11 protein-coding genes are annotated in these 12,962 nt (G+C 69.3%); 8 read left to right on the forward strand and 3 right to left on the reverse strand.

From position 1 onward, the window contains the following. Positions 1-14: 14 nt before the first annotated feature. Positions 15-1,436: a serine hydrolase domain-containing protein gene (locus BST38_RS07110; RefSeq protein ID WP_083142565.1), complete on the forward strand. Its 1,422-nt coding sequence runs from the start codon at positions 15-17 to the stop codon at positions 1,434-1,436. 3 nt (positions 1,437-1,439) lie between these two features. Here BST38_RS07110 and BST38_RS07115 read toward each other — a convergent pair whose 3' ends face one another. Beyond that, positions 1,440-1,826 carry a winged helix-turn-helix transcriptional regulator gene (locus BST38_RS07115; RefSeq protein ID WP_083142566.1) on the reverse strand — a complete coding sequence of 129 codons (387 nt, stop codon included), beginning with the start codon at positions 1,824-1,826 and terminating at the stop codon, positions 1,440-1,442. 91 nt (positions 1,827-1,917) lie between these two features. Here BST38_RS07115 and BST38_RS07120 point away from each other — a divergent pair, with 91 nt between their 5' ends. Beyond that, positions 1,918-2,901, forward strand: coding sequence for a zinc-dependent alcohol dehydrogenase family protein (locus tag BST38_RS07120; RefSeq protein ID WP_083142567.1), 984 nt, complete (start codon positions 1,918-1,920; stop codon positions 2,899-2,901). Positions 2,902-2,910: 9 nt separating this feature from the next. On the opposite strand, the gene BST38_RS07125 is transcribed toward BST38_RS07120, so the two are convergent. Next, positions 2,911-5,439: an excinuclease ABC subunit UvrA gene (locus BST38_RS07125; protein WP_083142568.1), complete on the reverse strand. Its 2,529-nt coding sequence runs from the start codon at positions 5,437-5,439 to the stop codon at positions 2,911-2,913. A 139-nt stretch (positions 5,440-5,578) separates the two neighbouring features. Between BST38_RS07125 and BST38_RS07130 the strand changes: the two genes are divergently transcribed. From BST38_RS07130 to surE, 5 genes are all read left to right on the forward strand, one after another. Beyond that, positions 5,579-6,232 carry a nitroreductase gene (locus BST38_RS07130; protein WP_083142569.1) on the forward strand — a complete coding sequence of 218 codons (654 nt, stop codon included), beginning with the start codon at positions 5,579-5,581 and terminating at the stop codon, positions 6,230-6,232. Between the two features lie 113 nt (positions 6,233-6,345). Continuing rightward, a complete protein-coding gene (locus BST38_RS07135) occupies positions 6,346-7,266 on the forward strand; it encodes a serine hydrolase (protein WP_083142570.1) in 921 nt (306 codons plus the stop codon). Positions 7,267-7,385: 119 nt separating this feature from the next. Continuing rightward, entirely contained in the window at positions 7,386-8,102 is a 717-nt protein-coding gene (locus BST38_RS07140) for a DUF1906 domain-containing protein (protein WP_083142761.1), read from the forward strand. A gap of 57 nt (positions 8,103-8,159) precedes the next feature. Further along, entirely contained in the window at positions 8,160-9,122 is a 963-nt protein-coding gene (locus tag BST38_RS07145) for a 1-phosphofructokinase family hexose kinase (RefSeq protein ID WP_083142762.1), read from the forward strand. Between the two features lie 16 nt (positions 9,123-9,138). Next, positions 9,139-9,915 (forward strand): 5'/3'-nucleotidase SurE, encoded by a 777-nt coding sequence (gene surE / locus BST38_RS07150; RefSeq protein WP_083142571.1) that lies wholly within the window; start codon positions 9,139-9,141, stop codon positions 9,913-9,915. Here surE and BST38_RS07155 read toward each other — a convergent pair. Then, positions 9,905-11,293 (reverse strand): oxygenase MpaB family protein, encoded by a 1,389-nt coding sequence (locus BST38_RS07155; RefSeq protein WP_083142572.1) that lies wholly within the window; start codon positions 11,291-11,293, stop codon positions 9,905-9,907. The two genes, surE and BST38_RS07155, sit on opposite strands and share 11 nt — an antisense overlap. A 179-nt stretch (positions 11,294-11,472) precedes the next feature. On the opposite strand from BST38_RS07155, the gene BST38_RS07160 reads away from it, so the two are divergent. Beyond that, a complete protein-coding gene (locus tag BST38_RS07160) occupies positions 11,473-12,948 on the forward strand; it encodes an HNH endonuclease signature motif containing protein (protein WP_083142573.1) in 1,476 nt (491 codons plus the stop codon). The last annotated feature ends 14 nt before the right edge of the window (positions 12,949-12,962 follow it).

Consider the following 12,962-nt stretch of genomic DNA (forward strand, 5'->3'; position numbering starts at 1 on the left):
TCGATACGGTGCCGATGTCCCGTCCGCGTCCCGCCAGGTGGTGCGCCGCCGGCGCCCTCGCGGCGGTCGTCGCGGCCTCGGCGTGCACGCCCTCGCCCGAACCGCTTCGCTCACCTCTTGCGCCGTCCGCGTCGTCGGCGATGCCGTCCCCGCGTGCGGTCCCGGCACCCGCCGTCCCGCCGGTGAAACCACGCGGTGACTTCTCCGCGGTCGTCGCGCTGGTCGAGGACGCGGTCGCGGCGCGACGACTGCCCGGTGCCGTGGTGCAGATCGGGCACGGCGGCGACATCGTGTTCCGGCAGGCCTTCGGCGCCCGCAAGCTCGAGGGCGAACCGGGGCCCGACGGTGCACCGTCTGCCGCCGAACCGATGACCGAGGACACGGTGTTCGACATCGCGTCGCTGACCAAGGGCGTCGCGACCGCGACCGCGGTCACCCAGCTCTACGAGCGGGGTCTTGTCCGCCTCGACGAGCCGGTCCAGACCTACCTGCCCGGATTCAACCCCACTGCCGATCCGCGTCGCGCACAGGTGACACTGCGCATGCTGTTGACCCACACCTCCGGCATCGCCGGGGATCTCAGCCTGGACGGCCCGTGGGGACTGGCGAAGCCCGACAAGGCCGATGGCATCCGCCGGGCGCTCGCCGCATGGGTGGTCTTCGACCCGGGAACGGTGTTCCACTATTCCGACATCAACTTCATCCTGCTCGGGGCCCTACTGGAGAAGCTGACCGGGCGGCCCGAGGACGGGTACGTCCGCGACAACGTGTTCGCCCCGCTGGGCATGGCGCACACCCGCTACCTGCCTGTTGCCAAAGTCTGTGGGCCGCACCGTGTCCGGGGCACTGCGGTCGCGGCCATCCCGGGAGCCGCGCAGGTGGCACATTGTCCCGAGGGGACGTGGAATGTCGACCTGCTCGCGCGGATCGCGCCCACCGCGCTCGACGAGGACACCCCCGGCCTCAACCCGGACTTCGGATATCCGCTGCGCGGGACGGTGCACGATCCGACCGCGCGGCGCATGGGCGGCGTCGCGGGCAATGCCGGGGTGTTCACCACCGTCGGCGACCTCGGGCTGTTCGCCCAGGCGCTGCTCGACCGGCGGGCCGGACGGCCGAGCAGCTTTCCACTGTCACCCGAGGGTGCGGAGTTGATGACGACGCCGCAGCAACCCAGTGCCGCCGCACCGGATCTGCGCGGTCTCGGCTGGGACATCGACACCGCACATTCCGGCCCGCGCGGTGCGGTCTTTCCCGTCGGCAGCTTCGGGCACACCGGATTCACCGGCGTCACGATATGGCTGGATCCGGGCTCGGACACCTACGTGATCGTGCTCGCGAACGTGATCCACGTGCGCGGCGGACCACCTATCGTCGGGCTCAGCGGCGACATCGCGACCGAGGCCGCGCGCGCCCTGCACCTGTACGGCACTTAGCGATCATGCCGACCCCTTCGACACGGCGGCGCTGCGGTAGGCGTCCCGATCTGGATCATCGGGCTGCACAACGTGTTTCAGTCCCCATTTCAGCAATGCCTTGAGTATCGGCGCGAGCTCCTGCCCCGACGGGGTCAGGTGGTACTCGAACCGCTGCGGGGAGCTCTGGTACGCGACACGCTCGACGATCCCGGCTTCGGCGAGGCTCTTGAGGCGGGCCGCGACACGATCGCGAGGCGCACCGGTCCCCTGCACGATCTCGTTGAAAGTCTTTGCCCCGAGGTGTAGTTCACGCACGATCAGCAGCGCCCACCGCTCGCCGACCACCTCGATGGCGGCGGCGATCGGGCAGGGGCGCCCGGGCAGTTCAGCCAGACGGGTACCGGTCATGATCCCAGCGTGGCACAGGTCAGTTTGAAATTCAAACTCACTGGCGTATCGTCGGCGCCATCCACCCCATCGACCTCGTCGGAGGACCCCAATGAAGCATCTCGTCCTGACCCGGTTCGGAGATCCAGCCGAATCGGTGCATCTCGCCGACGACCCCGAGCCGACGCCCGGCCCGGGTGAGGTGCTGGTCCGCGTCGAAGCCGCCGCGATCAACCCGTCCGACCTGCTGCTGATGCAGGGCAAGTACCTGGCGCGGCCGCCATTGCCCGCACCCGTCGGCGCGGAAGGTGTCGGCGTCGTCGAGCGAGCGGGTTCGGATGCCGACCGCGGCCTGCTCGGCAAGCGGGTGATCGTGCTCCCGACCTACGAGTACGGGACGTGGGCGCAGAAGATCGTCGTCCCCGCACACAACGTCGTCGAAGTACCGGATGCCGACCCGCTACAGCTCGGAATGCTGTCGATCAACCCGGTCACCGCTCACCTGCTGCTCGACGGCGTCGCCGAGGTCGGCGTCGGCGACTGGGTCGGGCAGACGGCCGCGAACTCGGCGGTGGGCCGACTCGTCATCGCGCTGGCGAGGCAGCGTGGCTACAAGACGCTCAACGTCGTGCGCCGAACCGACGCGGCCGAGGATTTGCGCCAGGCCGGCGGCGACACCGTGCTCGTCAGCGGGCCGGATCTCGCGGGCGACGTCACCCGCGAACTCGGCGACGAAAAGCTCGCCCTCGTACTCGACCCCCTCGGCGGCCCCACCGCGTCGGCACTGATCGCCGCATTGAAGTTCCGTGGCACGGCCGTCGTCTACGGATCGCTCATCGGCGCGCCGTCCGGAGTGTCCCCGGCCGACCTGTACGCCCGGGAGGTGCGCTACACCGGCTTCTGGCTCGGCAACTGGTATTCCACCGCGCCGCGCCGCGAAATCCGTTCGACGCTCGCGTATCTGGCCCGGCTGGTGGCCGACGGTGCGTTGTCGGTGCCGGTCGAGGCGACCTATCCGCTGGCGGACTATCGCAAGGCGTTCGACCACGCCGACGCCGGTGGTCGCGGCGGAAAGGTGCTGTTCACGTTCGATTGAGCGCCGAGGTCACGCCGGGCCTATCCGCGCGGCCAGGTACGGCGCGGTCCGGCTCGTCGGGTGGGCGGCCACCACCTCGGGCGTGCCTGCGACCACGACGGTGCCGCCGTCGTCACCGCCGCCCGGCCCGAGGTCGATGACGTGGTCGGCTCGCGCCACCACGGACATGTCGTGCTCGGCCACCACCACCGTGTTGCCGGCATCGACGAGGCGGTGCAGCTGCTGCTCCAGTAGCTCGACGTCGGCCGGATGCAGGCCGGTGGTGGGCTCGTCGAGCACGTAGAGGGTGTGGCCACGCTTGGCGCGCTGCAGCTCGGTGGCCAGTTTGATGCGCTGCGCCTCCCCGCCCGACAGTTCCGTGGCCGGTTGCCCGAGCCGCAGGTAGCCGAGGCCGACATCGCGCAGTGTCGCCAGACTTCTTGCGGCGCTGGGAAGTTCATGGAGGAATTCGGCTGCTTCGTCGACGGTCTGGGCCAGCACCTCGGCGATGGTGCGGTCCCGGTAGGTGACCTCGAGGGTCTCGTCGGAGTAGCGGGCGCCGCCACAGGCCGGGCAGGTCGCGTAGGTGCCCGGCAGGAACAACAGCTCGACCGCGACGAAACCCTCCCCTTGACAGGTGGCGCAACGGCCCTCGGCCACGTTGAACGAGAACCTCCCGGCACTCCAGCCCCGCTTGCGGGCTTCGGGGGTGTCGGCGAACGCCTTGCGCACCGCGTCGAACAGCCCGGTGTAGGTGGCCAGGTTCGAGCGCGGGGTGCGGCCGATCGGCCGCTGGTCCACCGTGACCAGTCGGTCGATCATGTCGGCACCGTCGACGCGCACCCCCACGCTGGAGTCGACGTCGATGTCGAGGAGCTCGGCGTCGCTGTCGGCGCCGTCGTCGGCGGGTTCGGCGGATCGGCCGAGCTGCCGGGCCATCACGTCCCCGAGCACCTTGCACACCAGCGTCGACTTACCGGAGCCGGAGACCCCGGTGACCGCCACGAACGCACCGAGCGGAATGTCGACGTCGACGTCGTGCAGGTTGTGAAAGGTGATGCCGCGCAAGCTCATCACGCCCAGCGGGGTGCGGGTCGCCCGCCGCTCGGGTGGCGCGTCGGCGAACAGGTATCTGCCGGTGACCGAGTCACCGACCTCCGCGAGGCCGGCCACCGGCCCGCTGTAGAGCACCTCACCGCCCCACTCGCCGGCGCCCGGTCCGACGTCGACGACCCAGTCCGCGCGGCGCACCACATCCATGTCGTGTTCGACCACGAACAGCGAATTGCCCGCGCGCCGAAGCCGATCCAGCACGTCGAGCAGCGGTTCCGCGTCGGCCGGATGCAGACCGGCCGACGGTTCGTCGAGCACGTAGAGCACGCCGAACAGCCCCGCCCGCAGCTGCGTCGCCAACCGCAACCGCTGCAGCTCCCCCGGCGACACCGTCGGTGTGCGGCGGTTCAGGCTCAGATAGCCGAGTCCCAGGTCGACGAGCACACCGATCCGCGCCACCAGGTCGGCGGCGATCATCGTGGCGACTTCGGTGAACTCCCCGGACTCGGTGGATTCGAACGCCGCCGCGAACTCGGTCCGAGCCGCCGCCGGCCTCAGCACCTCGGCGAGCGTCGTCAACGGCAGCGCCACCAGATCGGCGATCGTCTGCCCGGCGAACGTGACCGCGAGCGCCTCGGGCCGCAGCCCGGAACCGTCACACACCGGGCAGTCGGTGCTGTGCACGTACTGCAGGACCCGGCGCCGCATCGCGGCGCTCTGCGAGTTGGCGAGCGTGTGCCGGACGTGGCGTTCGGCGCTGGAGAAGGTGCCGTTGTAGTAGTAGTCCGCGGTGACCGGATGCTGGCTCGGGTCGATCTCGACGGTGGGCTGGTCCTCGGTGAACAGGATCCAATCACGGTGCCGCTTCGGCAGTTTGCGCCACGGCTTGTCGATGTCGTAGCCGAGCGTGATGAGGATGTCGCGCAGATTCTGGCCCTGCCAGGCTCCCGGCCACGCCGCCACCGCACCCTCGCGGATGCTCAGCGACGGATCGGGCACCAGCGTCTGCTCGGTCACCTCGTGGATGCGGCCCAGCCCGTGGCATTCCGGGCACGCACCGATCGTGGTGTTCGGCGAGAACGCGTCGGAGTCGAGCCGCTCGGTGGCCCCCGGCGGATAGGTCCCGGCGCGGGAGAACAACATTCGCAGCAGGTTCGACAGCGTGGTGACGGTGCCGACGGTCGACCGGGACGTCGCGGCCCCGCGACGCTGCTGCAGCGCCACCGCCGGTGGCAGGCCGGTGATGTCGTCGACCTTCGGGGCGTCCTGGGGCAGCAGTAGCCGCCGCGCATACGGCGCGACCGATTCGAAGTAGCGGCGCTGCGCCTCGGCATAGATGGTGCCGAACGCCAGTGAGGACTTGCCGGAGCCGGATACCCCGGTGAACGCGACGAAGGAGTCCCGCGGCGCAGCCAGGTCCACGGTCTTCAGGTTGTGCACCCGGGAGGCGTACACACGGATGTGCGGGTCCGGTCCGTGTTCGGCTGTGCCCACCCCGGCGTCCATCCCACCCATTGTGTACGAGGACCGCTGTGTACGACGACCGCACGCTCTGCGCTGTGGCGGATGACCAGCTCGTCCGGGCGCGTTCAACGGGGCGTCCGACAACGCCACCCGCAGCGTTGGCGATACCGGAGGAGCTGTCATGTCCGATCTTGAGCTGGCCATTCTCGAGCGGCGTTCGATCCGCATGTTCCTGCCGGATCGGCCGGTCCCGCGTGAGCTGATCGACGACGCCCTGGCACTGGCGGTGCACGCACCGTCGAACTCCAACGTCCAGCCGTGGCACCTGGTTCTCGCGTCCGGCGCTGCCCGGCAACGCCTGGTCGACGCCTTGTTGGCCGCAGCACGCAGCACGCCGCCCCGCGTTCCTGCGCTGCCTCCGGCCTTCGCGCACCTGCGCGGGGAGCTCGGTGCCGCCGTCTACGGCTCGATGGGCATCCGGCGCGACGACGTCGAGGGCAGAAGAGCGGCGGTCCTACGCAATTGGGAGTTCTTTCGGGCGCCGCTGGCCGGGATCGTGTGCATGCACGAGGACCTGCATCATGTGGACAGCCTCGGCGTCGGCATGTTCCTGCAGACACTGTTACTGGCGCTGACCGCCCGCGGGCTGGGGACCTGCGTGCAGGTGTCCATCGCGGGCTATCCCGACATCGTGCGCGAACAGCTCGGTATCGCGCCGGAGTTCACCGTGCTGTGCGGCGTGGCCATCGGCTATCCCGATCCGGGCTTTCCGGCCAACCGGTTGCGCACGCCACGCAACCCCGTCGAACAGAACGTCGTGTTCATCGCGGACTGACCCTGGCGACCACGCTCCGGGGAGGAAGCCGTGGGTTGCCGACGGTTAGGCTGGGTAACCGGTGGGCGCAGCGTGGACCCGCTTTCGGGGGTTCGGCTACCTGGAGGAGAGTCATGCGTCGGCGGCTACTGAATCGAACGATCACCGCGACGGCGGTCGTGTGCGCGGCTCTGCTCGTCGCCGGTTGCGAGGCGCACGCCGGTGGCAACCCGCCCGCCGTCGAGGACGCACCCCAAGCGCCGCCCGCGGTCGCGCCGGCGCCACAGCCTGCGGCTCCCCCGGCGCCGCGGGCAGGATCCTTCGACGGCCTCGACGCCCGTGTCCGCCAGGCGACCGCCGCCGCGGCCGAATCCGGTGCCGCCATCGAGACCGTGATCCTGGATCGCGACACCGGACAGACCGTCGCCGGCGGTGCCGGCGCGCAGTTCCCGATCGCGTCCGTGGTGAAGCTGTTCATCGCCGACGACCTGCTGCTGCAGGAAGCCGAAGGCAAGACCACGTTGTCCGACGCCGACCGGCAATCGCTCGACGTCATGCTGCGCTCCTCGGATGACAGTGCCGCACAGACGTTCTGGGACCGCAGCGGCGGCAACGCCGTGATCTCGCGGATCGTCGCCCGGTACGGCCTGACCGGGACGACCGCACCCTGGAACGGGCATTGGGACGTCACCGAGAGCACCGCCGCCGACCTCGTCCGCTACTACGACATGCTGATGAGCGGCGCCGGCGGACTGCCCCGCGAGCAGGCCGACATCATCATGGACAACCTCGCGCGCTCCACCCCGACGGGCACCGACGGCTACCCGCAGCGCTTCGGGATCCCCGAGGGCCTCTACGCCGAGCCCGTCGCGGTCAAGCAGGGCTGGTTCTGCTGCTGGAACGGCGGCAACCAGCTGCACGTGTCCACCGGCGTGATCGGCGCCGACCGGCGCTACGTGATGGCGATCGGTTCCCTGGATCCGACGGGTGAGGCCGCGGCCCGCGCGAACATCACCCAGGCCGTCGAGACGATGTTCCCGGGCGGAAAAATCTAGCCCGTACGGCCCGGCGAGGCACAGCTGTTAACAACCGTCCCGTTGTTAACATCCGCGCCGTGGAGCATTCGGTTTCTCGTCGCGACGCCCTGCGGTACGCGGCCGCCGCGTCGGCGGCGATGGCCGGCGTCGGTGCTGCCGCCGCGGCCGGCGCTCCGCACGCGCGAGCCGCCGCGCCCACCCTGATCGACTTCGCCGCGGCCCAGATCCCCGCCGACGCGATCCGGGCCGCCGGCCACGCCGGGGTGATCAACTACGTGTCGTTGTCCCGGCCGGGGTCGAACTTCGGTGCGAAACCGATCACGCGGCCTTACGCCGAGTCGCTGACCAAGGCCGGGCTGGTGATCGTCAGCAACTACCAGTACGGCAAGCCCGGCGGGACGGCTCCGTCGGACTTCACCCGCGGATACGCCGGCGGCGTCGCGGACGCCAAGACCGCATGGCAGTTGCACACCGCGGCGGGGGGTGCGCGCAACGCACCGATCTTCTTCTCCGTCGACGACGACATCGACCGGCAGACCTGGAACGACCTGGCGCTCCCGTGGTTCCGGGGCATCAACTCGGTGCTCGGCGCCCAGCGCACCGGGATCTACGCCGGGATCCGGCCCTGTCAGTGGGCGGCCGCCGACCGCGTCATCGGCAACTCCCGCACCCCCGGCCATGTGTGGGCATGGCAGACCCGGTCGTGGTCCAACGGCCAGATCTACCCCGCCGCGGTGCTGTACCAGCGCATCATCGACACCGCCTCGAACCCGGGGCCGCTCATCGGCGGCGTCAGGGTCGACGTCAACGACGTGCTGGCCCAGGACTGCGGGCAGTGGAACTTCCACCAGTGACGCTCTCACGCTGACACCGGGTGGGTGGTCCCGGCCCGGGTGGGTATCCCGGTGCCCATGGCCGACAAGAAATCCCGCGCCGACACCCCGGATGAGCCCCAGCCCGTCGTCATCTTCGCGCCGCTACCCGTACTGACCGTCACGGTCGAAGACCGCTCCGGTGCCCCCGACATCCACGTCCACGCCGGGGGCCAGGGCGTCTGGCAGTCACGCATGATGTCGTCCCTCGGCGTGCCGGTGGTGTTGTGCGTGGCCCTCGGCGGGGAAACCGGTGACGTTCTCGGGCATCTGCTGCCGATCGAGGGCGTCTCGGTGAAATCGGTTCCGGTCAGCGCCCGCAACGGCTCGTATGTGCACGACCGCCGCTCCGGGGACCGCGACGTCGTGGCCGAGGCCGCCGGCACCCCACTCGATCGTCACGAACTGGACTCCCTCTACGAGCTCACCCTGACCGAGGGGCTGACCAACGGACGGGTGTTGCTGTCCGGCCCGCAGGAGGACGACGTGGTGCCCGCCGACCTCTACCGGCGGTTGACCACCGACCTCGGCGCCAACGGTTGCGCGGTGGCCGCCGACCTGTCCGGGGACAGGCTCGAAGCGGTGCTCGCCGGCGAGCCCAGCCTGGTCAAGGTCAGCCACGAGGAACTGCTCGACGACGGCCGAGCGAAATCCGACGACGCGAAAGATCTTGTCACCGCGATGCGCTCGATGCGCGACGACGGCGCCGGCACCATCGTCGTGTCGCGGGCCGGGTCCGCCCCCGCGCTGGCCCTGATCGACGACGGCGACATCGTCGAGATCTGCATGCCCACGCTCGAACCCGCCGACTCCGCGGGGGCCGGGGACTCGATGACCGCGGGCATCGTCTCAGCGCTGGCTCTGGGTCGGCCGGTGCGCGAGGCGCTCCAGATCGGCGCCGCGTGCGGTGCGCTCAACGTGGTGCGGCACGGGCTGGGCACCGGCGGCGCGCGGGCCGTCGAAACCCTGGCCGAACGGGTGGAACTCCGCGAATGGACATGACGCAGAAGGAGGCCGCGTGCCACTCGCGCTGGTGACCAACGACGACGGAATCGACTCCGCCGGTCTGCTTGCGTTGGCGAGTGCCGCGGTGAAAGCCGGTCTCGACGTGATCGTGGCCGCGCCGGTGGAACAAGCCAGTGGTGCGAGCGCCGCGCTCAGCGCGGTCCGGCACGACGGCCGCACCGTGGTCGAACCCCGTCAACTCCCCGACCTCGACGTGCAGGCGTGGGCCGTTCACGCCCAGCCGGGGCACATCGTCGCGGCCGCGCTCAACGGCTGGTTCGACCCGCGGCCGGATGTCGTGCTGTCCGGAATCAACCACGGCGCCAACGTCGGCCGGGCGGTGCTGCACTCGGGAACCGTGGGCGCCGCACTCACCGCCAAGATCAGTGACACCCGCGCGCTGGCGGTGTCCCTCGACGTCGCGCTGCGTCCAGACGGCGCACGGCATTGGGACACCGCCGCGGGCCTGCTCGCCCCGGTCCTGGAGTTGCTGTTCGCTTCCCCCGACGGGACGGTGCTGTCGCTCAACGTCCCGGACCGGCCCGCATCGGAGCTGGGTCCGCTGCGCCACGCACGCCTCGCCCGCGGCGGGGCGGTGCAGACGCGCGTCGAAGAGGTCCGGGACGGCGGCGTGCGCCTGACCGAGGTGGAGTCAGAAGAGCAGCCCGGCGAGGACACCGACAGCGCGCTGCTCGACGCCGGACACCCGACGCTGACCGAACTGCGGTCCGTCGAGGCAGATGACGGCGACCTGGTGCGAGATTGGCTGGCGCAGAACGCTAACCGGTGAAACCCTGCCCCGATGTCGAGCTGTCGTGGTGGGTGTAGGTCAGCGGAATCTGCCGGCCAGCGGCGATCTTGTTCAGCATCGCGATCCGTTCCCGGGCGGCCGCGCCGGTCCTCTTGCGGTGCTCGCGGATCGGATTCGAGAACGGCAGGCGGTCGGCAACCCGTGCGATGCCGACGTTCAGTCTGGTGAACCGCGTGAAGTCGCGCACCCTGCGCTCGAAGTCATAGCCCAGTCTTTCGAAGCGGGTGTCGGCCACCATCGCGTCGATCTGCTCATAGCCGAACACGACTCCGGCCGAGGCCATCGCGACGGTTGCGGTGATCTGGTCGGAGTAGCGGGCCACGACGCTTCTCACCCACGGAGGAAGGGCATCGGTCAGAACCTCGAGGTGTTCGCGGCTGGCGATGGCGTCGACGAGTTCGGCGCGCCACGGTGACGGATTGCCTCCCCTGGCGAGGACGTAGTTCAGCGACTTGATCAGTTCGACACCGTCGGCGGAGCGCAGCCGCTCCGGGGCCCCCCACAGCTGTCCGGAGAACGACGAGTATTCAGCGAGATCCTCGAGCTGCTGCCGGGTCAACTTGCGGCCGAAGGCGTGATCGACCAGACGTCCGAGCAGCATGCCGCTGCCGAACCCGAGCAGCGACGTCACCGGAATGGGCTCGCCGAACTTCAGGTAGAGGGCATCTCCCCACTTACGCCGCAGACCACGACTGGCCAGGGCATGCATCAACCGCACCCGCACCACGTCCTGGAACGCCTCGGACTGCCGGTCGAAGATGTCGGGCAGAGTGAACTCGGCGAACACCCGAGCGGTTTCGATGTTGCGGCGCGGACCGTCGTCGGCGAACCGTCCGGTGGCGCCGGTCGCGGCGGAGATGTCGCCGGTCATCGCGGTCTCGTACAGCGCCCATCCCCGGATGATCGTGGTGGCTGCCATCGTGCTCGACATGGCCAGCATCCGACCGCGTTCGGCGGCGACGAGATCGAATTGCTCGGGCAGGTTGTCGAGATGGGCGAACAGGTCGACGAACTCCTGCGGCGGATCCTCGAGGGTGTCGATTCCCTGTGTCAGCGCCTGTTCGAACAACGCGCGGCCCTGCTCGTGGCCGATCCGCTCGAACGCGTCGACGACACCGATCATCAGTTCGTCACGCTGCCAGAAGTAATCGTCGCGCAGGCGGGTCAGTTCGCTGGGCTCGACCTCTTTGTCAATGTCGATCCACTCACCGAACATGACCTCACGCATATGCCGCCATTGCGGGGCGAACTGGTCACGTCCGGGCGGGATGGGCCTCAGCGGCCGATCGGGATGGTCACGCCGGTTGAAGTCGACATCCTCGAGCAGGATTTCGGGGCGCTCGCCGGTCACGGTCATGCAGGAATCCCATCTCACTCATTGAGGGCACTGATTCATGAAGGTATCGCACAGCGCCAGTCATGTGAACCGTGGTTCGTGAAACGAAGGCTCGTCTGTGGGACCGACGGCGCTCGCCGGCGCGGCGCCGAGTCTGAACTTGTTGGCGAGTTTCGGGCCCGAAACTTGTCGGTGGTCGAATGTATGTTCGAACCATGTCGAGGACGGGCCTGCAGGACGCGGTCAGCGCGCTGCGCGCCGCGTTCGACACCGTGGCGGCCTGCGATCTGGAGCTACTGACCCGCGACGAACTCCTCGAAGCCCTCGACGAGCTCGAAACCCTGAGCTGCCAACTTCCTGGGCTCGGTCATCGGCTGTTGGCGCGGTTGCAGACCGAGACCACCGCCCGCGAGATGGGCGCGAAGTCGTGGAAAGACGTGCTGCGGATCCGGTGGCGCATCTCGGTCACCGAAGCGAATCGGCGCCTGACCGAGGCTTGCCTGTTGGCGCCGCGGCCCGCGGTGACCGGACCGGCGCTGCCGCCGCTGCTGCCGGCCACCGCGATCGCCCAAGAACGCGGACTGATCAACCCCGAACACGTCGAGGTCATCCGCAAATCGGTGGCCAAGCTGCCGTCCTGGGTGGATACGGCCACGCGCGAGCAGTTCGAGGTCGACCTGGTCCGCACCGCCGTCGGCGCCGGACCGAAAGAAGTGAAGGACGCCGCCGAACTGATCCTGTTCCTGCTGGATCAGGACGGCCCCGAACCCGATGACACCGAACGCGCCCGCCAGCGCGGGGTCACCAAACACCAGCAGCGCCCCGACGGGATGGTCGACCTCACCGCAACCTTGACACCCGAAGCCTGGGCGGTACTGGAAGTGATCTTCGCCAAATACGCCGCCCCCGGCATGTGCAACCCCGCCGACCCAGAACCCTGCACCTCGGGCACACCGTCACAAACCCAGATCGACAACGACTCTCGCAGCCTGGCTCAGCGCCAGCATGATGCGTTGATCGCCGTCGGACGCATCGCGTTGATGAGCGGCGAGTTGGGCACACTCAACGGGCTGCCGGTGTCGATCATCATCCGCACCACGCTGCAAGACCTCGAATCCCGCGCCGGGATCGGCGTCACCGGCGGCGGCACCAGGATGCCGATCAAGGATGTGATCCGGATGGGCGGGCATGCCAATCACTACTTGGCGGTGTTCGACAAAGCCACCGGGGCAGCTCTGGATTTGTTCCGCACCAAACGCATCGCGTCACCTGAGCAGCGGATCATGTTGATCGCCCGCGACGGCGGCTGCACCAAACCATGCTGCACCATCGGCGCCTACGGCAGCCAAGTCCACCACGTCGTCACCGACTGGGCCCGCGGCGGAAACACCAACATCAACGACCTCGGCCTGGCCTGCGGACCCGACAACCGCAGCGTCAACCCCGACGACCCCACCGCCTGGACCACCCGCATCAACACCCGCGGCGAAGTCGAATGGATCCCACCCGAACACCTCGACACCGGACAAACCCGCGTCAACACCTACCACCGCCCCGAACGACTCCTGCGCCCACCCGAGGAACCCGAAAACGACAGCGCCGCGGCTGAACCCGCCGACCCCGACAACCCCGGCGAACCCGGCGGACCCGCACCACCGAAAGGCTCTGCAGCCTGACGGTGCTACCGGCG

The sequence above is a fragment of the Mycolicibacterium parafortuitum genome (genome assembly GCF_002086815.1).
Classification (GTDB): Bacteria; Actinomycetota; Actinomycetes; order Mycobacteriales; family Mycobacteriaceae; genus Mycobacterium; species Mycobacterium parafortuitum.